The sequence below is a fragment of the Micromonospora sp. NPDC047521 genome, assembly GCF_055587305.1.
In genome coordinates this window covers 106,167-130,862 of sequence record NZ_JBVJGN010000001.1, presented here as the reverse complement: position 1 = coordinate 130,862, position 24,696 = coordinate 106,167, and the positions used below count along the sequence as shown (strand labels likewise).

At 72.8% G+C, this 24,696-nt stretch carries 24 protein-coding genes; 16 read left to right on the top strand and 8 right to left on the bottom strand.

Features of this window, described 5'->3' with window-relative positions; genetic code table 11:
* The first annotated feature begins 155 nt into the window (after positions 1-155).
* From ACZ6N8_RS00640 to serA, 4 genes are all read left to right on the top strand, one after another.
* Positions 156-2,039 (top strand): acetolactate synthase large subunit, encoded by a 1,884-nt coding sequence (locus ACZ6N8_RS00640; protein WP_466006665.1) that lies wholly within the window; start codon positions 156-158, stop codon positions 2,037-2,039.
* On the top strand, positions 2,039-2,554 hold the full coding sequence (ilvN, locus tag ACZ6N8_RS00635; protein ID WP_089017348.1) for an acetolactate synthase small subunit: 516 nt from the start codon (positions 2,039-2,041) through the stop codon (positions 2,552-2,554). The genes ACZ6N8_RS00640 and ilvN overlap by 1 nt, the downstream gene beginning before the upstream one ends.
* Before the next feature lie 88 nt (positions 2,555-2,642).
* Entirely contained in the window at positions 2,643-3,656 is a 1,014-nt protein-coding gene (gene ilvC / locus ACZ6N8_RS00630; protein ID WP_357981267.1) for a ketol-acid reductoisomerase, read from the top strand.
* A 365-nt stretch (positions 3,657-4,021) separates the two neighbouring features.
* The gene (gene serA, locus ACZ6N8_RS00625; RefSeq protein WP_466006664.1) at positions 4,022-5,620 is read left to right on the top strand and encodes a phosphoglycerate dehydrogenase; all 1,599 of its coding nucleotides are present in this window, start codon (positions 4,022-4,024) and stop codon (positions 5,618-5,620) included.
* Between the two features lie 82 nt (positions 5,621-5,702).
* Here the strand turns inward: serA and ACZ6N8_RS00620 are convergent, their stop codons facing one another.
* Together ACZ6N8_RS00620 and ACZ6N8_RS00615 are read right to left on the bottom strand one after the other, a co-directional pair.
* Positions 5,703-6,059 (bottom strand): hypothetical protein, encoded by a 357-nt coding sequence (locus ACZ6N8_RS00620; protein ID WP_139586497.1) that lies wholly within the window; start codon positions 6,057-6,059, stop codon positions 5,703-5,705.
* A gap of 380 nt (positions 6,060-6,439) precedes the next feature.
* Complete coding sequence (locus tag ACZ6N8_RS00615) at positions 6,440-7,282, bottom strand: FAD:protein FMN transferase (RefSeq protein ID WP_466006663.1); 843 nt, start codon at positions 7,280-7,282, stop codon at positions 6,440-6,442.
* 222 nt (positions 7,283-7,504) lie between these two features.
* Here ACZ6N8_RS00615 and ACZ6N8_RS00610 point away from each other — a divergent pair, with 222 nt between their 5' ends.
* Together ACZ6N8_RS00610 and ACZ6N8_RS00605 are read left to right on the top strand one after the other, a co-directional pair.
* Positions 7,505-8,536, top strand: a complete 1,032-nt coding sequence (locus ACZ6N8_RS00610; protein ID WP_357981256.1) for a 3-isopropylmalate dehydrogenase — start codon at positions 7,505-7,507, stop codon at positions 8,534-8,536.
* 161 nt (positions 8,537-8,697) lie between these two features.
* On the top strand, positions 8,698-9,795 hold the full coding sequence (locus ACZ6N8_RS00605; RefSeq protein ID WP_466006662.1) for a branched-chain amino acid aminotransferase: 1,098 nt from the start codon (positions 8,698-8,700) through the stop codon (positions 9,793-9,795).
* A gap of 52 nt (positions 9,796-9,847) precedes the next feature.
* Here the strand turns inward: ACZ6N8_RS00605 and ACZ6N8_RS00600 are convergent, their stop codons facing one another.
* The 3 genes from ACZ6N8_RS00600 to ahpD all read right to left on the bottom strand — a co-directional run bounded on the left by ACZ6N8_RS00600 (position 9,848) and on the right by ahpD (position 11,821).
* Positions 9,848-10,594 (bottom strand): tyrosine-protein phosphatase, encoded by a 747-nt coding sequence (locus tag ACZ6N8_RS00600; RefSeq protein WP_466006661.1) that lies wholly within the window; start codon positions 10,592-10,594, stop codon positions 9,848-9,850.
* Positions 10,595-10,648: 54 nt separating this feature from the next.
* Entirely contained in the window at positions 10,649-11,107 is a 459-nt protein-coding gene (locus tag ACZ6N8_RS00595) for a PRC-barrel domain containing protein (RefSeq protein ID WP_364367016.1), read from the bottom strand.
* A gap of 126 nt (positions 11,108-11,233) precedes the next feature.
* A complete protein-coding gene (gene ahpD, locus ACZ6N8_RS00590) occupies positions 11,234-11,821 on the bottom strand; it encodes an alkylhydroperoxidase, AhpD family (RefSeq protein ID WP_466006660.1) in 588 nt (195 codons plus the stop codon).
* Positions 11,822-12,085: 264 nt separating this feature from the next.
* On the opposite strand from ahpD, the gene cimA reads away from it, so the two are divergent.
* Positions 12,086-13,669 (top strand): citramalate synthase, encoded by a 1,584-nt coding sequence (gene cimA / locus ACZ6N8_RS00585; RefSeq protein ID WP_466006659.1) that lies wholly within the window; start codon positions 12,086-12,088, stop codon positions 13,667-13,669.
* A gap of 38 nt (positions 13,670-13,707) precedes the next feature.
* On the opposite strand, the gene ACZ6N8_RS00580 is transcribed toward cimA, so the two are convergent.
* Positions 13,708-14,703, bottom strand: coding sequence for an endonuclease/exonuclease/phosphatase family protein (locus ACZ6N8_RS00580; protein WP_466006658.1), 996 nt, complete (start codon positions 14,701-14,703; stop codon positions 13,708-13,710).
* 304 nt (positions 14,704-15,007) lie between these two features.
* Here ACZ6N8_RS00580 and ACZ6N8_RS00575 point away from each other — a divergent pair, with 304 nt between their 5' ends.
* The 9 genes from ACZ6N8_RS00575 (at position 15,008) to ACZ6N8_RS00535 (ending at position 22,308) form a co-directional block, all read left to right on the top strand.
* Positions 15,008-15,511 carry a hypothetical protein gene (locus ACZ6N8_RS00575; protein WP_466006657.1) on the top strand — a complete coding sequence of 168 codons (504 nt, stop codon included), beginning with the start codon at positions 15,008-15,010 and terminating at the stop codon, positions 15,509-15,511.
* Between the two features lie 252 nt (positions 15,512-15,763).
* Entirely contained in the window at positions 15,764-16,813 is a 1,050-nt protein-coding gene (locus tag ACZ6N8_RS00570; RefSeq protein ID WP_364367006.1) for an AAA family ATPase, read from the top strand.
* Positions 16,810-17,817: a DUF58 domain-containing protein gene (locus tag ACZ6N8_RS00565; RefSeq protein ID WP_466006656.1), complete on the top strand. Its 1,008-nt coding sequence runs from the start codon at positions 16,810-16,812 to the stop codon at positions 17,815-17,817. Before ACZ6N8_RS00570 ends, ACZ6N8_RS00565 begins: the two co-directional genes overlap by 4 nt.
* On the top strand, positions 17,814-18,773 hold the full coding sequence (locus tag ACZ6N8_RS00560; protein WP_466006655.1) for a VWA domain-containing protein: 960 nt from the start codon (positions 17,814-17,816) through the stop codon (positions 18,771-18,773). Before ACZ6N8_RS00565 ends, ACZ6N8_RS00560 begins: the two co-directional genes overlap by 4 nt.
* Before the next feature lie 38 nt (positions 18,774-18,811).
* Positions 18,812-19,672, top strand: a complete 861-nt coding sequence (locus ACZ6N8_RS00555; protein WP_364367000.1) for a S1C family serine protease — start codon at positions 18,812-18,814, stop codon at positions 19,670-19,672.
* A 219-nt stretch (positions 19,673-19,891) separates the two neighbouring features.
* Positions 19,892-20,068, top strand: a complete 177-nt coding sequence (locus ACZ6N8_RS00550; RefSeq protein ID WP_466006654.1) for a hypothetical protein — start codon at positions 19,892-19,894, stop codon at positions 20,066-20,068.
* A 34-nt stretch (positions 20,069-20,102) separates the two neighbouring features.
* On the top strand, positions 20,103-20,528 hold the full coding sequence (gene arfB, locus ACZ6N8_RS00545; protein ID WP_357981220.1) for an alternative ribosome rescue aminoacyl-tRNA hydrolase ArfB: 426 nt from the start codon (positions 20,103-20,105) through the stop codon (positions 20,526-20,528).
* A 111-nt stretch (positions 20,529-20,639) separates the two neighbouring features.
* On the top strand, positions 20,640-21,638 hold the full coding sequence (locus ACZ6N8_RS00540) for an aldo/keto reductase (RefSeq protein WP_466006653.1): 999 nt from the start codon (positions 20,640-20,642) through the stop codon (positions 21,636-21,638).
* 73 nt (positions 21,639-21,711) lie between these two features.
* A complete protein-coding gene (locus ACZ6N8_RS00535) occupies positions 21,712-22,308 on the top strand; it encodes a TetR/AcrR family transcriptional regulator (protein ID WP_466006652.1) in 597 nt (198 codons plus the stop codon).
* Positions 22,309-22,323: 15 nt separating this feature from the next.
* On the opposite strand, the gene ACZ6N8_RS00530 is transcribed toward ACZ6N8_RS00535, so the two are convergent.
* Positions 22,324-23,190 carry a 3-methyladenine DNA glycosylase gene (locus ACZ6N8_RS00530; protein WP_466006651.1) on the bottom strand — a complete coding sequence of 289 codons (867 nt, stop codon included), beginning with the start codon at positions 23,188-23,190 and terminating at the stop codon, positions 22,324-22,326.
* 34 nt (positions 23,191-23,224) lie between these two features.
* Positions 23,225-24,574 carry a hypothetical protein gene (locus tag ACZ6N8_RS00525; protein WP_466006650.1) on the bottom strand — a complete coding sequence of 450 codons (1,350 nt, stop codon included), beginning with the start codon at positions 24,572-24,574 and terminating at the stop codon, positions 23,225-23,227.
* Positions 24,575-24,696: the final 122 nt, after the last annotated feature.

Genomic DNA, 24,696 nt, shown 5'->3' with positions numbered 1-24,696 from the left:
TACCTGAGCGCACTCTCCTCCATCGAGAGTGCGCTGGCCCCGTGCATCTGCACGAGGGCCGTTTTTATTGCCGTCGGAACCTGTCGCGACGGGCCCACCGCCCGGTCGCATCGCTGAACAAGCCCCAGCCGCTCCAGCCGAAGGCCAGACCCACAATGACGAGACCCACGCCCGAGACCCTCGCCCACACCGCCCGGCGGGCCCGCGCGTCCGCCGAGCCGGCCGCCGACGTCGACCAGACCGCCGCGCGCACCCCGGCCAGCCCGGCCACCCCGGCGGTACGCCCCACAGCTCCGGCCCAGGTGTCCGGCGCCGGCTCGCTGGTGCGGTCCCTCGAGGCGCTCGGCGTCGACGTCGTCTTCGGCATCCCGGGTGGCGCGATCCTGCCGGCGTACGACCCGCTCTACGACTCCAGCGTCCGGCACATCCTGGTCCGGCACGAGCAGGGTGCGGGGCACGCGGCGACCGGGTACGCGCAGGCGACCGGCAAGGTCGGCGTGTGCATCGCGACCTCCGGCCCGGGCGCGACGAACCTGGTCACGCCGATCGCCGACGCGTACATGGACTCGGTGGCGATGGTGGCGATCACCGGCCAGGTGGCCCGTGCGTCGATCGGCACGGACGCCTTCCAGGAGGCGGACATCCAGGGCATCACGCTGCCGATCACGAAGCACAACTTCCTCGTGCAGACCGCCGAGGAGATCCCGCAGGTGCTTGCCGAGGCGTTCCACCTGGCGAGCACCGGGCGGCCCGGGCCGGTGCTCGTCGACATCCCCAAGGACGTGCTCCAGGCGCCGACGACCTTCACCTGGCCGCCCACCCTGGACCTGCCCGGTTACCGGCCCACCCTGCACCCGCACGGCAAGCAGATCCGGGAGGCGGCCCGGCTGATGGCCGCCGCCCGCCGGCCGGTGCTCTACGTCGGCGGCGGGGTGCTCAAGGCCGGTGCCACCGACGGGCTGCGCCGGCTGGCCGAGCTGACCGGAATTCCGGTCGTCACCACGCTGATGGCCCTCGGCGCGTTCCCCGACTCGCATCGCCAGCACCTGGGGATGCCCGGCATGCACGGCACGGTCGCCGCGAACTACGGCATGCAGAAGGCGGATCTGATCGTCGCGCTGGGCGCCCGCTTCGACGACCGGGTCACCGGCAAACTGGACTCGTTCGCCCCGGACGCGACGGTGGTGCACGCCGACATCGACCCGGCGGAGATCGGCAAGAACCGGCACGCGGACGTCCCGATCGTGGGCGACGCCAGGCACGTCATCGACGAGCTGATCGCCGCGGTCACCGTCGAACGGTCGGCGGGGCGCGGCACCGACCTCGGTGACTGGTGGACGCAGCTGGACGACCTGCGCAACCGCTACCCGCTGGGCTACGAGGAGCCGGCCGACGGCACGCTCTCCCCGCAGTACGTCATCAAGCGGCTGGGCGAGATCGTCGGCTCGGACGCGATCTTCGTGGCCGGGGTCGGCCAGCACCAGATGTGGGCGTCGCAGTTCATCTCCTACGAGAAGCCGTACACCTGGTTGAATTCCGGTGGTCTCGGCACGATGGGGTACGCGGTGCCGGCGGCCATGGGCGCCAAGGTCGGCATGCCGGACACGGTGGTGTGGGCGGTCGACGGGGACGGGTGCTTCCAGATGACCAACCAGGAGTTGGCCACCTGCGCGTTGGAGGGCATCCCGGTCAAGATCGCCGTGATCAACAACGGCAACCTCGGCATGGTCCGGCAGTGGCAGACGCTGTTCTACGACGAGCGGTACTCCAACACCGAACTGGGCACCCACAAGCACCGCATCCCCGACTTCGTCAAGCTCGCCGAGGCGTTGGGGTGCGTGGGGCTGCGCTGCGAGAACGCCGACGACGTGGACAAGACCATCGCCGCGGCCATGGAGATCAACGACGCCCCCGTGGTGATCGACTTCGTGGTCGGCAAGGACGCCATGGTCTGGCCGATGGTCGCCGCCGGCACCAGCAACGACGAGATCATGTTCGCCCGCGGCGTCCGCCCGGTCTTCGACGAGGATGACATCTGATGACGATGCACACCCTGTCCGTGCTCGTGGAGAACAAGCCGGGCGTTCTCGCCCGGGTCTCCGGCCTCTTCTCCCGGCGCGGGTTCAACATCGACAGCCTCGCCGTCGGCGAGACCGAGAACCCGGACGTCTCCCGGATCACCATCGTGGTCAACGCCGAGTCGTCCCCCCTGGAACAGGTCACCAAGCAGCTCAACAAGCTGGTCAACGTACTCAAGATCGTTGAGTTGGACCCGCAGGTCTCGGTGGCCCGCGAGTTGCTGCTGGTGAAGGTCCGCGCCGACCGGTCCGCGCGGACCCAGGTGCTGGAGACGGTCAACCTGTTCCGCGCCCGGGTGGTCGACGTCGCACCGGACACGCTGACCATCGAGGCCACCGGCACCCCGGACAAGCTCGACGCGCTGCTGCGCGACCTCGAGCCCTTCGGCATCAAGGAAATGGTCCAGTCCGGGCTGGTGGCGATCGGGCGCGGCTCGCGTTCGATCACCGCCGGTCCCGCGCTACGGGCCGCCTGACCTGCCGCTGGCCGGCTCCGGCGGGCCACGAACCCATCCGCACAGACCACGACGGGCCACCGAGGCCGTCGTACGAAAGGGAAGTCTCATGAGCGTTGAGGTGTACTACGACGACGATGCCGACCTCGGCCTGATCCAGGCCAAGAAGGTCGCGGTGATCGGCTACGGCAGCCAGGGCCACGCCCACGCGCTGTCGCTGCGGGACTCCGGCGTCGACGTGGTGATCGGTCTGCCGGAGGGCTCCAAGAGCCGTCCCAAGGCCGAGGAGCAGGGCCTGCGGGTGGCCACGCCGGCGCAGGCTGCCGCCGAGGCCGATGTGATCATGGTGCTCGCGCCGGACACCGCCCAGCGCGCCCTGTACGCCGAGTCGATCGCCCCGAACCTGACCGCCGGCAAGGCGCTCTTCTTCGGCCACGGCTTCAACATCCGCTACGGCCTCATCAAGCCGCCGGCCGAGGTGGACGTGGCGATGGTCGCCCCGAAGGGCCCCGGCCACCTGGTCCGCCGCCAGTACGCCGACGGCAAGGGCGTGCCCTGTCTCGTGGCCGTCGAGCAGGACGCCAGCGGTAACGCCCTCGCCCTGGCCCTGGCGTACGCCAAGGGGATCGGCGGCACCCGTGCCGGCGCGATCCGCACCACCTTCACCGAGGAGACCGAGACCGACCTCTTCGGCGAGCAGGCGGTGCTGTGCGGTGGCGCGGCGGCCCTGGTGCAGACCGGTTTCGAGGTGCTCACCGAGGCGGGCTACGCCCCCGAGGTGGCCTACTTCGAGTGCCTGCACGAGTTGAAGCTGATCGTCGACCTGATGTACGAGGGCGGCATCGCCAAGATGCGGTACAGCATCTCCGACACCGCCGAGTACGGCGACCTCTCCCGCGGCCCGCGGATCATCGACGCCCGGGTCAAGGAGGAGATGCGCAAGATCCTCGGCGAGATCCAGTCCGGCGAGTTCGCCCGCGAGTGGGTCGCCGAGGACGAGGCGGGCCGGCCCAACTTCACCAAGTGGCAGGCCGAGGGTGCGGCGCACCCGATCGAGGAGACCGGCCGCAAGCTGCGCGGCATGATGAGCTGGGTGGACCGCCCGATCACCGAGACCGCCTGACCATCCGGACCACGGCGTTTCCCCACGGCCCCGGGCCGGCGCTCTCCCCAGCGCCGCCCGGGGCCGTCCGGCTTTCCACCGACACCCCTCGTGCCCACCTCGTGGGACCGGGTGACAAACGCCTCGCGGGGTGCCGCGCCCGCCGGGACCAACCATGTCGGTCAGGTGAACGGGTGATGTCCGCCGTCCGACCCGGCGTGTGAGGGCACTCACCCCACGGACCGGAACACGCCGACCAGCGAGCCCCTACGATCGCGGGTAGGTGCTCAGAGCCGGCACCTGACGGCCACGGCACGGACCAGCGCGGGGCGCAGTGCGGCGCCCCGCCGCCGAGCCGATCGCAAACACGACGTCTACGAGGACCGATGAATCCTGTCGTACTGATCGCCGAAGAACTCGCCCCCGCCGCCATCGAGGTGCTCGCCCACGACTTCGACGTCCGTCACGTCGACGGCACCGACCGTCCGGCCCTGCTCTCCGCGCTCTCCGAGGCCGACGCCGTCATCGTGCGCAGCGCGACCCAGATCGACGCCGAGGCGGTGGCCGCCGCGCCGCGACTCAAGGTGGTCGCCCGCGCGGGCGTCGGGCTGGACAACGTCGAGGTGCCGGCCGCCACCGCCCGGGGCGTCATGGTCGTCAACGCGCCCACCTCGAACATCGTCTCCGCCGCCGAGCAGGCCGTCGCGCTGCTGCTCGCGGTGGCCCGCAACACCGCGAGCGCCAGCGCCGCGCTGAAGGCGGGGGAGTGGAAGCGGTCCAAGTACACAGGTGTCGAGGTGCAGGGCAAGACCGTGGGCGTGGTCGGGCTCGGCCGCATCGGCGTGCTCTTCGCCCAGCGCATCGCCGCGTTCGGCACCCGGCTGATCGCGTACGACCCGTACATCCAGCCGGCGCGGGCCGCGCAGCTCGGCGTCCGCCTGGTCGGCCTGGACGAGCTGCTGCGCGAGAGCGACTTCATCTCGATCCACCTGCCGAAGACCCCCGAGACGGTGGGCCTGATCGGTGAGAAGGAACTGGCGATCGTCAAGCCGGGCGTCCGCATCGTCAACGCCGCCCGCGGTGGACTGGTCGACGAGCAGGCCCTGGCCGACGCCATCGCCGAGGGCCGGGTCGCCGGCGCGGGCGTGGACGTGTACAGCAAGGAGCCCTGCACGTCCTCTCCGCTGTTCGCCTTCGACAACGTGGTGGCCACCCCGCACCTGGGGGCCTCCACCCACGAGGCGCAGGACAAGGCCGGCCTGGCGGTGGCCAAGAGCGTGAAGCTGGCGTTGCAGGGCGAGTTCGTTCCGGACGCCGTCAACGTGCAGGTCGGCGGCGTGGTCGCCGAGGACGTGCGGCCACTGCTGCCGTTGGCCGAGAAGCTCGGCCGGGCGTTCACCGCTGTCGCCGGCGGCGTCGCCGCGAGCGTCACCGTCGAGGTTCGCGGCGAGATCGTCGCGCACGACGTGTCGGTGCTCAAGCTCGCCGCGACGAAGGGCCTGTTCAGCTCCGTGGTCGAGGAGCAGGTCACCTACGTCAACGCGCCGCACCTGGCCGCCGAGCGTGGCGTCGAGGTCACCCTGGCCAGCCTCGCCGAGACGGCGGAACAGCCCACCCTGGTCACCGTGCGCGGCGCGCTGCCGGACGGCCGGACGGTGAGCGTCTCCGGTACGGTCACCCACTCGGGCGCCCGCGACCTGCTGAAGCTGACCGAGGTGGACGGCTTCGACGTGGAGATCGGCGCGGAGGGCATCCTGCTCTTCCTCCGCTACGCCGACCGGCCGGGCGTCGTCGGCGTCGTCGGCACCCTGCTCGGCGAGTCGGGCATCAACATCGCCGCCATGCAGGTGGCCCGGCGCGAGGCGGGCGGCGAGACGCTCATGACGCTCACCGTCGACCAGGCGCTCGGCGCCGACCTGCTCACCTCGGCGGCCGAGTCGATCGGCGCGACGGCGGCCAGCGCCGCGGACCTGCGCGACGAGTAGTCACCGCAGCACCACGGGGGGCCCGGCGATCCGCCGGGCCCCTTCGTCGTACCCGGGGTGGGTCTGCCGCCGCCCGGCCGGGTCAGCCGGGCATCCGTGCCGGGGGCGGATAGACCGACCCGTCCTGCGGGTCGAAGAGCATCAGCCCGTGTTCGCCGGCCAGCCGTTCGATGTCCAACAGCACCTGGTCCGGGCAGGTCGGATGCAGGTTCAGCTCGACGTGGTCGTGGGCGGCGTGCAGTGGCGCCCGTGCCCACGGGCTGTCCGGGCCGGGGTGCCGGTCCGGGTAGGAGGCGGTGATCGCCCGGTAGAAGGCGACCACTCGCGCGTCCGGGTAACGGTCCACGTGCCGCCCCTGCCGGCAACCGTCGACCGCTGCCCGCACGTCCTCGGGCGTCGCCCCGTCGTCCAGGGCCCACACACTCAGATCGAAACTCACGGCGGACAGCGTGCCATCCGGCGTTCACCATGTCGAAACTGCCTCGCCGCAGGCCAATCGCTGAACCGCGACGGTCCGTCCGGGACGGTCCGCTGTGGAGACTCTTGCGTCGAGTTGCGTCGATTCGCTAGCGTACGACTGCGGTCACTGGCCGAGTTCGCGGCGCCGGCCCGTCTTCGGGTGGCGCGGTCGACGTCCGGCCCGACCGGTCCGCACCCCTCGATTGCGCGAGCCACGCGCACTCGTCGCTGACCGGCCCCCACGGCCGTTGCCGAGGCTGTGGGGGCCGATCGCAGGCCCGACCGGCCGTCCGAGGGCGGCCGAGGTGCGAATCGGGCCGGAGCGCCGCGGGGAGACGACGCGGTGGGGCGACGTTCCGCTCAGCGCCGGTGGGCGAAGAGCGCCCGGTAGTCGGAGTTTCCCCGGAACCAGCCCAGACCGGTGGGGCCGGCGGCGTACAGCGCGGTGGCGTAGGCGTCGGCGACCGTCAGGTCGGGGCCGACGACCGTCGCGGCGACGAGGTGGTCGGCCGGCTCGCCGGTGTGCGGGTCCACCACGTGCCCCTGCCGTCCGGTCACCCCGGAGGTGCCGACCGCCCCGGCGGTCATCTCCAGCACCATCGGCGCGCGTTCGGGCGCGGTCGGGTGGTGCACAGCGACCCGCCACGGTCCGCCGTGCGGGGCGTGGCCACGGACCACCAGGTCCGCGCCGGTGAGCACCGCGTAGTCGTGGACGCCCGCGGCACGCAGTCGCTCGGCGGCGCGTTCGACGGCCCAGCCGCCGAGCAGGCCACCCGGATCGAAGCCGCCCGGCACCGCCCAGGCGTCGAACCATCCGTCGGTGGCGGCGCGCATCGCCGCGCAGCGGTCCACCAGGTCCGCGAGCGGGGGGTACGAGTCGGGGCTGATCTCACCTCGGCGCAGCCGGGAGACCAGACTCTCCGGCCGGTTGGGGCCGTAGGTGAGGTCGATGGCGCGCAGCTCGGCGACGCTGTCCCGCAGGGCCTCGCCGACACCCCGACGGCCGAGCCACTCGGGGGCGTTGAGGATCAGGGTGTACTCGGCCGTGCCGGTGCGGACGGTGTGCCGTACGGCGATCCGGCCGTGGGTGGCGCCGGCCGGGTCGACCCGGTGCCGCCGGCCGCCGAGCCGCAAATCCGGACGACGGTTGCGGAACGCGGACGGGTCCGGCCAGCGGGTACGCGGCTGCTCGTCGATGCGCATCGCATCTGCCCCCTCGCAGTTGGCGCCGCGCCGTCGCGACGCCCGTCGCGGGCCCCCTGACCCGCAGACCCTCACCCTAGGCAGCGGAGATGATCGCTCGATGAGTCTTCGCTGAGAGGGTGCTGTGGATCCGAGCTTCCCAGATGGTGGAACCTTCGTACCGGGAGGCGGGACGGCGACGTACCGTGGCCGGACGGGCAGTCGAAACGTGGGGAGTTGGGCGTGGCGCGCATCGCGGTGGTGGCCGGGGACGGCATCGGGCCTGAGGTTGTCGCGCAGGCCCGCAAGGTCCTCGACGCGGTGCTGCCCGGCGTGCAGGCCACCGAGTACGACCTCGGCGCCGCCCGCTGGCACCGTACCGGAGAGGTGCTGCCCGACTCGGTCCTGGCCGAGCTGGCCGGGCACGATGCGATCCTGCTCGGCGCGGTCGGTGACCCGACGGTTCCGCCGGGTGTCCTGGAGCGCGGGCTGCTGCTCAAGCTCCGCTTCGCCTTCGACCAGTACGTCAACCTGCGTCCCTCCCGGCTCTGGCCCGGCGTCGCCGGCCCGCTCGGCAACGTCAAGCCCGGTGAGGTCGACCTGGTAGTGGTCCGCGAGGGCACCGAGGGGCTCTACGCCGGTGCGGGTGGCTCGCTGCACCGCGACACCCCGGCCGAGGTCGCCACCGAGGAGAGCCTCAACACCCGGCACGGTGTGGAGCGGGTGATCCGTGACGCGTTCGCCCGCGCCGGTCGCCGCGAGCGCCGCAAGGTCACGCTGGTGCACAAGACGAACGTGCTCACCCACGCCGGGTCTCTGTGGGCGCGCGCCTTCGACGCGGTCGCCGCCGAGCACCCGGACGTGGCCACCGAGTACCAGCACGTCGACGCGGCCGCGATGTTCCTGGTGACCCAGCCGCAGCGCTACGACGTGGTGGTCACCGACAACCTCTTCGGCGACATCCTCACCGACATCGCCGCCGCCGTCACCGGCGGTATCGGGCTGGCCGCGAGCGGCTGCATCAACCCCGAGGGTGCGTACCCCTCGATGTTCGAGCCGGTGCACGGGTCCGCGCCGGACATCGCCGGTCAGGGCGTCGCCGACCCGGTCGCCGCGGTGCTCTCTGTCGCGTTGCTGCTGGAGCAGCTCGGGCACGCCGAGGCCGCCACCCGGGTCAACGCGGCGGTCGCCGCCGAACTGGCCGGCCGGACGCCTGGTGTGGCACTGCGGACGGCCGAGGTCGGCGACCGGCTCGCGGCCCACGCCGTAGCCTGACCGCCCCGGCCCACCAACGCCAGGGCGGTTTCCGCCTGTCCGGGCACTCCGCCCCGCCCCGAGCGGCGCTACCCGCTGAACGACCGTTCGGGGTAAGTTTCTGGCACAGCCATGTCGGTGTGCGATCCCGCATGCCGTTGTCCCGCAGGGAGGTCAGCGCGATGAGCGGTGGTGACATGCTCGACTTCGAGATCCGTCCGAATCCCGCGCCGGTATCCGCCGCCGACCGGGCCGCCCTGCTGGTGAACCCCGGGTTCGGCCGGGTGTTCACCGATCACATGGTCACCGTCCGGTACGCGGACGGCAAGGGCTGGTACGACGCCCGGGTGGAGGCGCGGAGGCCGATCCCGATGGACCCGGCGAGCGCGGTCCTGCACTACGCGCAGGAGATCTTCGAAGGGCTGAAGGCGTACCGGACGGCCGACGGTGGCGTGACCATGTTCCGGCCGGACGCCAACGCCGCGCGGTTCGTCACGTCGGCGCAGCGGATGGCGATGCCGGTGCTGCCGCCCGAGGTCTTCGTCGACTCGTTGCACAGGCTCATCGAGATCGACCGGGACTGGATCCCGACCGGCGAGGACGGCAGCCTCTACCTGCGGCCGTTCATGTTCGCCAGTGAGGTCTTCCTCGGCGTCCGCCCGGCGAACGAATACCTGTACGTGGTGATCGCGTCGCCGGTCGGGGCGTACTTCACAGGTGGGGTCAAGCCGGTCACCGTCTGGGTCTCCCCGGACTACACCCGGGCCGCGCCCGGCGGCACCGGCGCAGCCAAGTGCGGCGGCAACTACGCGGCCTCCCTGGCCGCGCAGGCCGAGGCCATCGAGGCCGGGTGCGACCAGGTCGTCTTCCTGGACGCGGTGGAGCGTCGCTTCGTCGACGAGCTGGGCGGGATGAACGTCTTCTTCGTCTACGACGACGGCTCGGTGGTCACCCCGCCGCTTACCGGCACGATCCTGCCGGGCATCACCCGCGACGCGATCATGACGCTGGCCGGCGAGGCCGGGCACCGGGTCGAGGAGCGGCCTGTCTCCTTCGCCGACTGGCAGGCCGACGCGGCCAGCGGCCGGCTCCGCGAGGTCTTCGCCTGCGGCACTGCCGCGGTGATCACGCCGATCGGCGGGGTGCGCTTCCCGGACGGCGAGTTCCTCGTCGGCGGCGGCGAGCCGGGCCGGGTCACCATGTCGTTGCGCCAGCAACTGGTCGACATCCAGCGGGGCAAGGCCGCCGACCCGCACGGGTGGGTGCGCCAGGTCCTCTGACCTCCACCGCTGACCGGCCCGTCCGTGCGGGCGGGCCGGTCAGCGTGGCAGGTCAGGCCTCGTCGAGCAGGTGCTCGCGCAGGGCTGCCAGCTGCTCCTCGGTCACCCCGGCGTGGCGCAGGTACGCCTCGACCGAGCCGTGGCCCGCGCGCAGCTCGTCCAGGAAGATCTGCATCGCCTCGGCGGGCGAGGCAAGGAACGGTTTCGGCACCTCGCCCGCGTCCGGGAAGGTCGCGGCCAGCCAGGCACTGAACCGGGCCGACGCCTCGGTGCTGAGCGCGTAGTCCGCGACGACGTCCGCGTCGTCCACGCCCAGCACGGAGAGCGTCAACGCGCAGACGATGCCTGTGCGGTCCTTGCCCGCGACGCAGTGCACCACCACCGGGGCGTTCGCGGAGTCCGCGATCAGTCCGATCGCCTCGGCCAGGCCGGCGGTGCCGGTCTGGGCCAGGTCGGCGTAGCGGTCCGCGAGGTAGCGCGCCAGATCGGTGCCCTCCTCGTGGGGTGTGCCGGCCCAGTCATCGTGCTCCGGGTGGATGTGCCGGTAGGTGAGCCCCGGGTACGCGGGCACCCGACCGTCGCGCTCCACCTCACTGGGCCGGCGCAGGTCGATGACGGTGCGGACGCCGATCGCGGCGAACGCGTCGCGGTCCTGCTCGTCGAGGCGGTGCAGGGAGTCGGAGCGGTAGAGCCGCCCCCGGCGTACGGTGCGGCCGTCGTGGCCGACGTAGCCGCCGACGTCGCGGAAGTTGAAGGTCGCGGGCAACGGGATGTGTCGGTTGTCGTCGATGGCGTCCACGCTGACACGGTAACGGCCGGCGGGGTCCGCCCCCACCGGCCGTCGGTCCGATCGTCAGCGCGCGGTTCCGGGCGGGAGCGCGCCGTACGTCTCGTCGTAGTAGCCGCCCAGCCGGTCCCGGTAGGTCGGGTCGCTGTGGCTGGTCTCGTCGTACTCCGGGGCGGCCTTGATCTGGTCCCGGGTCCGGTCCACGGAGACGGTGCGCTGGTCGTGGTCGACCTGGTTGACAGTGCCCGCCGGCAGCATCACCTTCTTGCCGAAGATCCACGGGCCGGTGTCCACCACCAGGTAGCTGCCGTCCACCTCGTGGCTGGCGCTGTCGATCTTGCCGATTCCGCCGTCGCTGGCCTCGACCTTGTAGCCGACCAGGTCGGCGTCGGCCACCTCGGTCTGGTCCCGGTAGCGCCAGGGGTCGAAGGTGCCGGCCGGCGCGCCGCCGGCCACGGCGCCCTGGTCGCCGCCGCGCAGCGGGTCCGGCCCGGCGTGGGCGGCGTGCCTGTCGATCCTGTCCATGCCGTTCTCCTGACTGTCGCCGATCGGCTCGGCGGCGGTGGGTGCGGTGCCTCCCCCCAGGAGCTACCCGGCGGTCGGGGGCCGGAAACGGCGCCGTGCCCACCGCGGCGTCGGGGCCGTACCGGCTCAGGCCAGTGCGGCCTCGGCGTCGAGGGTGACCGCGGCGGCGTGCACCACGGCCGAGATCCGCAGTGCCTCGTTCACCTGCTCAGGGGTGAAGCCGCTGTCGCGCAGCGCCTTCTCGTGCGACTCCAGGCAGATCCCGCAGCCGTTGATCGCCGAAACGGCGAGGCACCACAGCTTGAAGTCGCCCTTGTCCACCCCGGGCCGGGCGACCATCCGCATCCGCAGGCGGGCGGGGATCGAGGCGTACCGCTCGTCGCCGATGAGGTGCTTGGCCCGGTAGTAGGTGTTGGTCATCGCCATGACGGCGGCGGCGCCCTTGGCCGCCTCGACACCGTCCGGCCCGACGTGACCGAGCGCCTCGGCGGCGATCTCGCGCAGCACCACCGGGTTGCGGGCGGCGACCGCGCAGGCAAGCGCCGTGCCCCAGGCCTGTACCGGAGTCAGGGTGGAGGTGCCGACGGTGGAGTCCAGGTTGAGCGCGATGTCCCTGGCGTACGCCGGCAGGGCTTCCCTTATCGCGTCCAGGCCCATGGTCAGGCCCCGGTGCGGTTGCGGAGAGTGGGCACGGGTCCTCCTCGATAGCGGCACGCGTACGCATGGTGCCACCGTGGGTGGCCAGGTGGGCGGTGAGGCCGGTCACCGGCGGGCGAGCCGCCCCCGAAAGCCACGCTCAGTGATCATCCCGCGATATGGATAGGCCCTCCCAAAATCGGGGGAGGAGTGGCAGAGTAGCTGTCGTGACCAGCACCGCCCTGATTATTGTGACCTAGCGCGCCGGCTCTCCCCTCCGCCGAGCGCGCAGACCTCCCGCACCCGCGGGAGGTCTTTTTGTTGCTCCGAGAAAGGATCCTGATGACGTTCCAGGTCTACGACACGACGTTGCGCGACGGCGCCCAGCGTGAGGGGCTCACCTACTCGGTGGTCGACAAGCTGGCGGTGGCCCGGCTGCTCGACGAGTTCGGCGTCGGCTTCATCGAGGGCGGCTGGCCGGGAGCGGTGCCCAAGGACACCGAGTTCTTCCGCCGGGCGCGCACCGAACTGAGCCTGCGGCACGCCGTCCTCGTGGCTTTCGGCGCCACCCGCAAGGCCGGCGTCGCCGTCGCCGACGACCCCCAGGTGCGCGGCCTGCTGGACGCGCAGACCCCGGCGATCGCCCTGGTCGCCAAGGCCGACATCCGGCACGTCGAGCGCGCTCTGCGTACCACCGGCGCGGAGAACCTGGCGATGATCCACGACACCGTCAGCCACCTCGTGGCCGAGGGACGTCGGGTCTTCGTCGACGGTGAGCACTTCTTCGACGGCTACCGGCACGACCCGGCGTACGGCGCCGCGGTGGTGCAGACCGCGCTCGCCGCCGGCGCGGAACGCATGGTGCTCTGCGACACCAACGGCGGCATGCTGCCCTCCCAGGTGACCGCCGCGATCGTCGACCTCACCGACAAGCTCGGTATCGACGCCGGGCTGCTCGGTATGCACGCGCAGAACGACACCTCCTGCGCGGTGGCCAACACCATCGCCGCCGTCGAGGCAGGTGTGCGCCACGTCCAGGGCACCGCCAACGGGTACGGCGAACGCCCCGGCAACGCGGACATCTTCGCCGTCGTCGCCAACCTCCAACTCAAGCTGGGCATGCCCGTCCTACCCGACGGCTGCCTGGCGCAGATGGTGCGGGTCTCGCACGCCATCGCCGAGATCGCCAACATCGCCCCCGACACCCACCAGGCGTACGCCGGGGCCGCCGCCTTCGCCCACAAGGCGGGGCTGCACGCGAGCGCGATCAAGGTCGACCCGTTGCTCTACAACCACGTGGACCCGTCGGTGGTGGGCAACGACATGCGGATCCTGGTGACCGAGATGGCCGGCCGGGCCAGCGTCGAGCTCAAGAGTCGGGAACTCGGCCTTGACCTGGCCGGCCGTCCGGAGGCACTGACCGCGGTCACCAGGCGGGTCAAGGAGCTGGAGGCCGGCGGCTGGTCGTTCGAGGCGGCCGACGCGTCGTTCGAGCTGCTCGTCCGCTCCGAGCTTCCCGAGGGCGGGCCGGCCCGACCGTTCGCCCTGGAGTCGTACCGGGTGCTCGTCGAGCACCGCGAGGACGGCGCGGTGGTCTCCGAGGCCACCGTGAAGATTCGGGTACGCGGCGAGCGGGTGATCGCCACCGCCGAGGGCAACGGCCCGGTCAACGCCCTCGACGAGGCGCTGCGGGTGGGGCTGGCCCGGCACTACCCGCAGTTGCGCGACTTCGAGCTGGCCGACTACAAGGTGCGCATCCTGGAGGGCAGCCACGGCACCGGCGCGGTCACCCGGGTCCTTCTGGAGACCGCCGACAGCGACGGCCGGGACTGGACCACGGTGGGGGTCCACCCCAACGTGGTGGAGGCGAGCTGGCACGCCCTGGTGGACGCCCTGACCTACGGACTGTCCCCGACCCGCGTCTGACCCCTCTCCCCGCCCGCCCCACCGGGCGGGCGGGGCGGTCAGCGGGCGGGGAGCGTGAGGGTGGCCAGGACGGGGCGGTGGTCGCTGCCGGGGAGGTCGTGCACCCGCACCGAGCCAACGGCGATGCGGCTGTCGACCAGGACGTGGTCGATGGTGACCGGGGGGATGAGATCACCGTCGTACGGGCCCCAGGTGCCGGTGAGCCCCGCGCCTGTGGCGTCGGCGGCGTCCACGTAGCCGGTGCGCAGCAGGGCACGCAGTGGGCTGTGGTCGAGGGTGGCGTTGAAGTCCCCGGCGAGGATGCGCAGCTCACCGTCCCCGGTGGCCGGTGGCTGGGCGGTCAGGTCGGTTCGCCAGGCGCCCACCTGGTCCAGCGCGTACGGCGCGGAGGGGTGGGCCGACTCGACGCGTACCGGGGGTGCGCCGGGGACGGTCAGGGTGCCGTACGCCTGGGTGAAGCCCCAGCCGCGCCTGTTGGTGCGGATGCCGGCGTCGCTGATCGGCCAGCGGGCGTAGAGCCCCGAGCCGGGGGTGCCCACCTGGGCGTTGAGGTTCCGGTAGGGCAGCAGGCGGTCGAGGCCGAGCCGGTCCAGGGCGGCCTGCGCGTCCGGGGTGAACTCCTGCACGGTGAGCACGTCGACCTGCCGGGTCCGGACCAGGTCGACGAGGGTCCGGGCGTCGGCGGCGCCGGCGAGCAGGTTCGCGGTGAGCAGCCGCAGGGTGGGCCCGGCCGCCGCCGGCTGCGGGGTGGGCAGTGCCCGGGGCACGACCAGGCCGAGCAGCGTCACGGCTGCCAGTGCCGCGACCGCCGCCGGCCACCAGCGCCGCAGGGCGAGGGCGGCGGCGAGGGCCAGCACGCTCCATCCCGCGGCGTACGGGGTGAAGGCGAGAGCCTGCACCAGCGGCCCCCGGTCGAGGCCGGCGAGCCGGACAGCGGCCCAGGCGGCCACCGGGCCGACCGCCAACCAGCTGAGAACGGTGCCGACCCGCCGGGAGCGGCGTCGGATCGGCGCGGCCGGGGTGTCCACGAGCATGGCGGTCAGCGTAGCGGGACCCCCCGGCGCATTTTGTGAATGTTTCTGCGCTCACATTTCACAATTGACTGACGGCTGACCGACAGTGCGTCAAAGTGAGATCAACTATTGACGGTCGGCTTTTTACGGTGCTACGTTCCATCTGGCCTAAACGACGCCACTCTGAGTAGTAACTCCAGCTCAGGCGGGATGCAGATCGCAGAAGAACCCAATCCCGTAATGGTCGTGACCCTATTTTCAGGCAATCATCCGTCCCGCCCCGCGGGTCGGCCGAATTCGCACGGTCACACAAGGGGGACCTGTCATGAGCACATTCTTCCGACGTAAGGCGGCGGCGGTCACGTTCGCCGTTCTGGCGCTGACCCTGGCCGGGGGTGGGATCGCCGCCGCGCAGGCGTCGGCCAAGGCGCCGCAGGAGGCCGTCCAGCCAGCGGCGCGCGGCACGAACGCCCAGCCGCCGGTGACGGCGGAGTCGGCACGCCTGGCGAAGGCCGCGCTGAAGGCCAACACGACACTCGTCGCCACCACCACCACGATCGTCGTCAACTCCAACGGCACGAGGGCGCGGGGCACCGGCACCGTGATCAAGTACGGCGTCGGCCAGTACGAGGTCCAGTTCGGTTTCACCGTCTCGAACAGCGTCTACGTGGCCACCGTCGGCCGCGCTGACGCGTGCTGCATCCCGCCGGCCGGCGAGATCTCGGTCGCGCCCCGGCTCAGCACGCCGAACGCGGTCTTCGTGCAGACCCGCAACTCGGCCGGAACACCTACCGACCTCGGGTTCCACTTGGTCGTCCACACCGCCTGACCGAACTGATCCGGCCCCCGCGTCCCGCACGCGGGGGCCGGATCGCTTCTGATGATCGCGGACGCCGGGTGCATGGGCATATCGCCGGTTGCTCGTGCCGGCCGAGCCCTCTTGCGACCCGTCTGCCCCCGCTGACCGACTCGTGCCGCTCGTACCCCGTCCGGGCGGCTCATCCCCGTCCGGGCCGCAACGGGCCCGTCCGGCGCTCACAATCCGACGTTTGCCGGCCCCCCGCCACGGGAAGCAAGCACCGTGACGGACATCTCGGACACCCTGGCCAGCATGCCCAGCCCGGTCGATCCAGAGCCGACCGGCGTCGAGCTGGAACAGACCCTCTTCGAGGTCAAACGCGTGATCGTCGGGCAGGATCGGCTCGTCGAACGACTGCTCACCGCACTTGTCGCCAACGGGCACTGCCTCCTGGAGGGGGTTCCCGGCGTGGCCAAGACGCTTGCCGCGCAGACCCTCGCCACAGTGGTCGGCGGCACCTTCTCGCGGATCCAGTTCACGCCCGACCTGGTCCCCTCCGACATCGTCGGTACCCGGATCTACCGGGCCTCCAAGGAGACCTTCGACATCGAGCTGGGCCCGATCATGGCGAACCTGGTGCTCGCCGACGAGATCAACCGCGCCCCGGCAAAGGTCCAGTCGGCGCTGCTGGAGGCCATGGCCGAGCGGCAGGTCTCCATCGGCGGGCGCAGCTGGCCGGTCCCGGCCCCGTTCCTGGTGTTGGCCACCCAGAACCCGATCGAGTCCGAGGGGGTCTACCAGCTCCCCGAGGCGCAGCGCGACAGGTTCCTGATGAAGGTGGTCGTCGACTATCCCAGCGACGCCGACGAGCTGGCGATCCTCTACCGGATGAGCACCGACCGGCCGACCCCGCGCCGGGTGCTCGACGCGCAGCGGCTGCGTGACCTCCAGGCCCAGGCGGAACGGGTGTTCGTCCACCACGCCCTGGCCGAGTACGTGGTCCGGCTCATCCTCGCCACCCGTGACCCGGGGCGCTTCGGCCTGGCGGAGATCGCGCCGATGCTTGCGTACGGCGCCAGCCCCCGGGCCACCCTCGGCCTGGTCGCGGCCGCCCGGGCGCAGGCGCTGCTGCGGGGACGGGAGTACGTGCTGCCCGAGGACATCCGTGAGCTGGCCGTGGACGTGCTCGCCCACCGGCTGGTGCTCTCCTTCGACGCGGTGGCCGACGGGGTGTCGGCCGAGAGTGTGGTCCGGCGACTGGTCGAGGCCGTCCCACCGCCCCGGCTCGCCCACGGCCATCCGCAGCAGGCCCCCGACCTGGCGGCGGCATGAGACGCGCGGCTGTCGCGTCGGCCGACCCGGGGTTGGTGGAGCTGGCACCTGACCAGCGGCTGCGCCGCCTGGAAATGACGGTCACCCGCCGGCTGAACGGTCTCCTGCACGGCCAGTACCGTGGCCTGCTGCCGGGCCCGGGCAGCGAACCCGCCGGCAGCCGGGAGTACCGGCCGGGCGAGGACGAGGTCCGCCGGATGGACTGGGCGGTGACCGCCCGGACCACGGTGCCGCACGTACGGCAGGTCGACGCCGATCGGGAGCTGACCACCTGGCTCCTTGTCGACGCCAGCGCCAGCATGGAGTTCGGCACCGCCGAGTTGGACAAGCGCGAGCTGGCCGTGGCGGCGGTCGCCGCGATCGGTTTCCTGACCGCAGGTGTCGGCAACCGCCTCGGCGCGCAGGTGTTGGGCGCTGACGGGGTGCGCCGGTTCCCGGCCCGCAGCGGGCGTACCCATCTGCTCGGTCTGCTGCGCGCGCTGCTCGCCGCCCCGCGTGCCACCGCGCCCACCGACCGGTCGGCGCGGGGGCCGTCGGCGCCGCCGGAGCTGGTGGACGGGCTCGACGCGCTGCACCGGGTCGCCAACCGGCGGGGCCTGGTCGTGGTGGTCTCGGACTTCCTCGACGGTCTGCCCGACGATCCCGCCGAGCAGCCGCCCTGGGAACGGACCCTGCGCCGGCTCACCGCCCGGCACCAGGTGCTGGCGATCGAGGTGACCGACCCGCGCGAGCTGGAGCTGCCCGACGTCGGCATCATCACGCTCGTCGATCCGGAGACCGGCCGCCACCGCGAGGTGTGCACATCGGACCGTGGGCTGCGCGAGCGGTACGCGGCGGCGGCCGAGGCCCAGCGTGACCAGGTACGCCAGGCGCTGCGCCGCAGCGGGGCCAGCCACCTGGCGCTGCGGACCGACAGGGACTGGAGCGCGGACATCGTCCGGCACGTGCACGCCCAACGTCGGCTGGCCGCGGCGCCCGCCGGGACCCGGGGAGGCGCCGCGTGATCTGGCAGTCGCCGCTGCGGCTCTGGCTGCTGCTCGGCGTTCTCGCCCTGGTCGTCGCGTACCTGGTCATGCAGCGGCGGCGCAGCCGGTACGCGGTCCGCTTCACCAACCTGCGGCTGCTGGACCGGGTGGCGCCGCAACGACCGGCCTGGCGCCGGCACGTACCGGCGGGCCTGTTCCTGGCCATGCTGGCGCTGCTCGTCGTCGGTTTCGCGCGACCCACAGCCGAGGTCCGGGTGCCCCGGGAACGGGCCACGGTGATGGTGGCCGTCGACGTGTCCACGTCCATGCTCGCCACCGACGTGGATCCGGACCGGCTGGCGGCGGCCAAGCAGGCGGCCCGCCGCTTCGTCGAGGGGCTGCCCGACGAGTTCAACGTGGGCCTCGTCGCGTTCGCCGGCAGCGCCGCCGTCCTAGTGCCCCCGGGCACCGACCGGGGAGCCCTGGACGAGGGGATCGACCGGCTCGCCGAGGGGGTCACCGGTGTGCAGGGCACCGCGATCGGCGAGGCCATCAACACCTCGCTCGGCGCGGTCAAGGGGCTGGACAGCCAGGCGGCGAAGGAACCACCCCCGGCCCGGATCATCCTGCTCTCGGACGGGGCCAACACGTCAGGGATGGACCCGATGGAGGCGGCCGCGGACGCGGTGGCGGCGAAGGTGCCGGTGCACGCGATCTCCTTCGGCACCCCGTCCGGGTTCGTGGACCGGGGCGGCCGGCCCATCCAGGTGCCCGTCGACGGGCAGACCCTGCGTGCCGTCGCCGACGAGACCGGCGGGATGTTCCACGAGGCCAGCACCTCCGACGAGCTGCGGGCCGTCTACGACGACATCGGCAGCTCGGTCGGCTACCGCACCGAGCGGCAGGACGTCTCGGCGCGGTTCATCGGCCTCGGACTGGTGTTCGCGATGGGAGCCGCCGCCGGCTCGATGCGCTGGTTCTCCCGCCTGCCCTGACCGCCGCGCACAACCGACGTCGACCGTGAGGAGTACGCATGGCAGTGCAGACCGGACTGGGCGAACCGCGCGGTCCCTGGTTCATCTCGCCGGAACTCGACAGGGACGGGCGCGGGTGGTGGGATGCGCCGGGGAACGGTCGGGACCCGGGCGGGCGGCGACCGCGCCGCCTCCTCGCCGTCCTGGCGGTGGTGGCGCTGTCCACCGTCTCGGGTGCGGTGGCCGGCGGCGTGGTCGCCGGCCGGGACGGCGGTGCGGGTCCGGCCGCCGCGTCGGCGGCCCCGGTGCCGGCGGAGCTGGTGACCGCCGCCGAGCGGACCGTGCCCGGGGTGGTGTCGGTGCTCGCAGGTGGTGGGAACGGCGCCTCCGCGACGGGTTCCGGATTCGCCGTGGACGACCAGCAGCACCTGATCACCAACGACCACATCCTGGCCAAGGGGGGTGGCGGGCCGGTGACGGTGGAGCTGCCCGACGGTCGCCGGTTCGCCGCCGAGGTCGTCGGCCGGGAGCCTCGCAGCGACCTGGCGGTGCTGAAGGTGCCGCCGTCGGCCGGGCTCACCCCGTTGCCGCTGGCCAAGCCGGGCGCGACCCGTGTCGGTGAGCCGGTGCTGGCGGTGGGTTCGCCGCTCGGCCTGTCCGGAACGGTCACCGCCGGCATCGTCAGCGCGTTGGACCGCGAGGTGCGGCTGGGCAACAACCGGCACAGTGCCGTGCAGACTGACGCGTCGATCAACCCCGGCAACTCCGGCGGCCCGTTGGTGAACGCCCGCGGGGAGGTGGTCGGGGTGAACACCGCGATCGCCACCATCGACGGCAACGGCTCGATCGGCATCGGGTTCGCCATTCCGATCGAGCAGGTGCAGCAGACCGCCGACACGATCATCGGGAAGGGCGGCTGAGCTGCCCGGACACCCGGTGGGGCGGGTGCGACTGTCGGATATCCGGCCCGAAGGGATCGGGCCATGGAAATATCACGCTCGGTATGGATACTGGCGGAGGTGGAGAGTCCCCTTCTTGCGGTCCTCCTGCTGGTGGGCCTGGCAATCGGATGTGCGGTGGGGTCGGCGTACGCCCGGGCGCGACGCGGGTGGGCCGATTACCAGACGGTGAAGAAAACGGTGCCCACGGCACGCCGTGGCGCCTGGTTGCTGATCCGTGGCGTCGCCGTGAAGGCGGCGGTGATCGGGCTGCTTCTCTTCGGCGCCGTGGCGTACGCCGCCGTCGGCTCCGACGACGAGACAGCCGGCCCGGCGCCCAGCCCGTCGTCGACGCAGAGTGAACCCGCGCACCGCTGACCTCCGGCGGCTCGTCGGGGGTTAGCCTCGGGGCGTGGACGATGGGCTGCGGGTGACCGACCGGTGGGTCGTCCCCGCCGGGGAGCTACGGGAGCGCTTCTCCCGTTCGTCCGGGCCGGGTGGGCAGGGTGTGAACACCGCCGACTCCCGGGTGGAGCTCAGCTACGACGTGGCCAACTCCCCGTCCGTGCCCGACTGGATCCGGTCCCGGGTGCTGGCCCGCCTCGCCAACCGGCTGGTCGACGGCGTGCTGACGATCGCGGCAAGCGAGCACCGGGCGCAGCTCGCCAACCGGGAGGCGGCCCGCGACCGGATGGTGGCGCTGCTGCGGGAGGCCGCCGCGCCCCCGCCGCCGCCCCGCCGGGCGACCCGCCCGTCCCGGGGCGCCAAGGAGCGCCGGCTGGCCGAGAAGAAGCGTCAGTCCCAGCGCAAACGCGACCGCCGCGTCGACGGCGAGTAGGTCGAATCGCCTTCTGTGACGGGGTGACCGGCGTCTCATGGTGACAGAATCTGGAATCTGTCATCCGGACGTTGTACGCTGAGTACGTCACCCAGGCGAGAGGAACGACCCATGGACACCCGCACCCTCGGCACGACAGGCCCCACCGTCTCCGCCCTCGGGCTCGGCCTGATGGGCATGTCCGACCTCTACGGCGCCGCCGACGAGGCCGAGAGCATCGCCACCATCCACGCCGCCCTGGACGCCGGCATCACCCTGCTGGACACCGGCGACTTCTACGGCATGGGCCACAACGAGATGCTGCTGCGCGACGCGCTGCGCGGCCGCAACCGGGACAACGCCGTGATCAGCGTGAAGTTCGGCGCCCTGCGCGACGTCGACGGCGGCTGGAACGGCAGCGACCTCCGACCCGTCGCGATCAAGAACTTCCTGGCCTACACCCTGCGCCGGCTCGGCACCGACCACGTCGACATCTACCGTCCCGCCCGGCTCTCCCCGGACGTCCCCGTCGAGGAGGTGGTGGGCACCCTGGCCGAGCTGGTCAAGGCCGGCCACGTCCGGCACATCGGCCTGTCCGAGGTGAGCGCGCAGACGCTGCGCCGGGCCCACGCCGTGCACCCGATCAGCGACCTCCAGATCGAGTACTCGCTGATCTCCCGCGACCCGGAGGCCGAGATCCTGCCGACCGCCCGCGAGCTGGGCGTCGGGGTCACCGCGTACGGAGTGCTCTCCCGCGGCCTGATCAGCGGTCACTGGACGGCCGGCCGGCAGACCACAGGCACCGACTTCCGCAGCCACCTGCCCCGGTTCGCCGGCGCGAACCTGGACCGCAACCTCGCCCTGGTGGACGCGCTGCGCGTCATCGCCGAGGCGCGCGGCGTCTCAGTGGCGCAGATCGCCATCGCCTGGGTGCTCGCCCGGGGCGAGAACATCGTGCCGCTGATCGGCGCCCGCCGCCGGGAGCGGCTCACCGAGGCGCTTGGCGCCGCGACGGTCACCCTCACCGACGCGGACCTGGCCGCCATCGAAGCCGCCGTCCCCGCCGGCGCGGCGGCCGGCAGCCGGTACGACGAGGCGCAGATGGCGTTCCTGGACAGCGAGCGCGCATGACCGCCCGGCCGTGGCGCGACGGCCGGCCGGGGGCCGCGCCACGGCCGGCCACGCCGTCAGGGAGGCTGGACCGATGAGCGACGCCACCGCCCTGACCGCCGACCGCATCCTCGACACCGCCGAGGAGGTGCTGCGCCGGTACGGGCCGGCCAAGGCCACCGTCCTGGACGTGGCCCGTGCGCTGAGCGTCAGCCACGGCAGTGTCTACCGGCACTTCGCCAGTAAGGCGGCGCTGCGCGAGGCGGTCGCCGAACGCTGGCTGGCCCGGATCTCCACCCCGCTGATCGAGGTGGCCACCAGCCCGGAACCGGCCCCGCAGCGGCTGCGCCGGTGGCTGGCCGAGCTGAGCGGCACCAAACGCCGGATCGCCCGGGAGGACCCCGAGCTGTTCGACAACTTCCACCAGCTCGCCACCCTCTCCGAGGGCGCCGTCGCGAACCACCTGGAGGTGCTCGCCGGTCAGCTCGCCGTCATCGTCGCGGACGGGGTGGCTGCCGGCGACTTCAGCGTGCCCGACGCGGCAGTGGCCGGGCGGGCGCTGCTCCAGGCCACAGCCCGTTTCCACCACCCGTCACACCGGGCCGAGTGGAGCGAACCGGGCCTCGACGACGACCTGGAGGCCGTGGTCGCGCTGCTCCTCAACGGGCTGCGTACCCGCCCGACCGGCTGAGCGACGCCCTCCCGGTCAGGCCGGTACGGCGGCGAGCAGCCGGTCGCGCAGCACCGCCGCCCGCTCGGCGAACCCGCGCTGCGCCACCGCGTACTCCGCGCGACCCTCAGGGGTCTCCACAGGCACCGGTGGACAACCAAGCGCCGCCAGGTCGTACGGGCTGGCCCGCATGTCCAACGTGCGGATGTCCCGGGCCAGCTCGAAGCAGTCCGCGACCAGCTCGGACGGCACCAGCGGCGACATCTTGTACGCCCACTTGTACAGATCCATGTTGGCGTGCAGACAGCCCGGCTGCTCGTGCGCGTGCTGCGTCTCCCGGGTCGGGGTGAGGACGTTCAACGGCCGGGCCGGCGGGGTGAAGAAGCGGTACGCGTCGAAGTGGCTGCACCGCACACCCCGCTCCTCGACAACGGCGGCCGTCCGCTCCGGGGTCAGCCGCAACGGCCACGCGTTGTGCCGCAGTTCCTCGTGGGTCTGCCGGTAGACCATCGCCCACTCGTGCATCCCGAAGCAGCCGAAGTGCGGCGCCCGCCCGGCGGTGGCCGTCAGCAGCGAGCGGATCCAGGCGATCGACTCGCCGCGCCGCGCGCGTACCCCGTCGGTGTCGAGGGTGACCCCGGCGGCGGTGGCGCGGTAGTCCCTGCCGAACCCGGCCGGGTCGGCGCCCCGCAGCTCGACCCCCGCGCCGGGGTGCCAGCGACGCAGCTGGGCCGGGCGGTGCGAGTAGTAGGTGAACAGGAAGTCGGCCACCGGATGCCGCTCACCCCGCCGGCGACGGGCCAGGTGCGGGGTGAGCCACACGTCGACCCGCTCCTCGTGTGCCTGGCGGCGGGCCTGCCAGGCCGCCACGTCGAGCACGGCGGGGGCGAGGGCGGCGGTCACGGACCCCAGGGTACGACCGCCGCCCGCCCGCCGGTCAGGGCATGTCCACCCGGACGCCTGCGGAGAACACCCCGCTGCGCAGCTCCAGCTGCCGGGGCGGCTCCCGCCCGTCGACGGTGAAGACCAGCGGCAGCACCACCCTGCTGCCGGCGGCCACCGGAGCGGCGAAGACGTCCCGACCCAGGTTCGCCGACCGGGTGGCCGACTCGTCGATGCTGACCCAGCGCCCGCCCGGCAGGTACGCCCGTTGCAGCTGGCCGTGCCAGGGCTGCTGGTCGCCGGTGAGGTTGCGCACCCCCACGGTGGCCTGGCAGCGCCGCCCGGAGGCCGGAGCCGCGCCGCCGCCGTCGGTCGACCCGGCGGTGCCGGGCGATCCGCAGGTCATCCGGTACACGGTGAACTCGAACGCCGACTCCCGCAGCGGCACACCCATCGGCCCGGAGACGCCCGTGCCCCGCCACGCGCCGCTTGTCGGCTGCTTCTGGGTGTCGATCGCCGCCACCCGTCGGGTCGCCGTCCAGCCCGCCGTGCCGACCACACCTGCCAGCACGGCCACTGCCGCACCGACAATCAACCAGACCGGAGGGGTACGCCGCCGCCTCGGCGCGCTCGGGGCGGCCGGGCGCGGGTAGATCGTTCCGCTTCCGCCGTCGGGTCCGGCGCCGCCGGCCAGCGCGGCGGCGGTGACCCTGCGCCGCCCGCGCCGCCGACGCCACAGCCAGACCCCGCCGGCGGCGAGCAGCAGCAGGACGGCCAGCCCGGCGAGCAGAACCGGGTACCGCCGCCAGGCCGGGGCCTCGGTGACCTCGGCCGGCGTCGCCGCGCCCTGCCAGGTGGCGGTGGCGCAGTCGTACGGGCGGCTGCCGTCGCTGGTGAACGCGCACGCCGGTGCGGTGAGCGCCTGACCGGGCGCGGTGGCGGTGAGCGCGGTGCCCAGGGTCGTGGTGCTGTGCGCGGGCAGCCGCAAACGCCAGGTCACCTCGGTTGTGGAACCTCCCACGCCTGAGGATCGACCGCCCGCGGTGATCGCGGTGGCCGACGCGCCGGGCGGCAGCCCCTGGCGGACCGTGGTCTCGATGGGCGAGTTGCCCACGTTGCGGACCTGGATCCGGTAGCGCGGCGCCGGACTGCTCTCCGGGGCCACCGCCACGGTGACCGGCTGCGGAAGCCTCGCCGCCGGTGTCGGCGACGGTGGGGCCACCGCCGGCGGTGCCGAGGGCGGGGTGGGCTCCGCGCTCGCCCGTGCGGCCACCGCCGTCGGTGGCCGGGGCGCGGCTGCCGCCTCCTCCGGTGCCGCCGACGGCAGGGCCGGCACGGCGGCGAGGATGCCGAGGCAGTGCACGAACACTGCGAGGGCTCTGTGGTGTCGTGTCGATGCAGGCATACGAACGAACCTCCGGAGCCGACGCTAGGGGCGGGTCGCCTCCGTGCGGGTACGAAGTGCGGAAGTCCGCCCCCGTCACCAGCGCCTCGGGTAGGGTGCCGCGCGCTGACAGCTTGCGCACA

Coding starts and splice junctions, on each gene's coding strand:
- ACZ6N8_RS00640 (WP_466006665.1), top strand. CDS start 156: ATGACGAGACCCACGCCCGAGACCCTCGCCCACACCGCCCGGCGGGCC.
- ilvN (WP_089017348.1), top strand. CDS start 2,039: ATGACGATGCACACCCTGTCCGTGCTCGTGGAGAACAAGCCGGGCGTT.
- ilvC (WP_357981267.1), top strand. CDS start 2,643: ATGAGCGTTGAGGTGTACTACGACGACGATGCCGACCTCGGCCTGATC.
- serA (WP_466006664.1), top strand. CDS start 4,022: ATGAATCCTGTCGTACTGATCGCCGAAGAACTCGCCCCCGCCGCCATC.
- ACZ6N8_RS00615 (WP_466006663.1), bottom strand. CDS start 7,282: ATGCGCATCGACGAGCAGCCGCGTACCCGCTGGCCGGACCCGTCCGCG.
- ACZ6N8_RS00605 (WP_466006662.1), top strand. CDS start 8,698: ATGAGCGGTGGTGACATGCTCGACTTCGAGATCCGTCCGAATCCCGCG.
- ACZ6N8_RS00595 (WP_364367016.1), bottom strand. CDS start 11,107: ATGGACAGGATCGACAGGCACGCCGCCCACGCCGGGCCGGACCCGCTG.
- cimA (WP_466006659.1), top strand. CDS start 12,086: ATGACGTTCCAGGTCTACGACACGACGTTGCGCGACGGCGCCCAGCGT.
- ACZ6N8_RS00580 (WP_466006658.1), bottom strand. CDS start 14,703: ATGCTCGTGGACACCCCGGCCGCGCCGATCCGACGCCGCTCCCGGCGG.
- ACZ6N8_RS00575 (WP_466006657.1), top strand. CDS start 15,008: ATGAGCACATTCTTCCGACGTAAGGCGGCGGCGGTCACGTTCGCCGTT.
- ACZ6N8_RS00565 (WP_466006656.1), top strand. CDS start 16,810: ATGAGACGCGCGGCTGTCGCGTCGGCCGACCCGGGGTTGGTGGAGCTG.
- ACZ6N8_RS00555 (WP_364367000.1), top strand. CDS start 18,812: ATGGCAGTGCAGACCGGACTGGGCGAACCGCGCGGTCCCTGGTTCATC.
- ACZ6N8_RS00540 (WP_466006653.1), top strand. CDS start 20,640: ATGGACACCCGCACCCTCGGCACGACAGGCCCCACCGTCTCCGCCCTC.
- ACZ6N8_RS00535 (WP_466006652.1), top strand. CDS start 21,712: ATGAGCGACGCCACCGCCCTGACCGCCGACCGCATCCTCGACACCGCC.
- ACZ6N8_RS00525 (WP_466006650.1), bottom strand. CDS start 24,574: ATGCCTGCATCGACACGACACCACAGAGCCCTCGCAGTGTTCGTGCAC.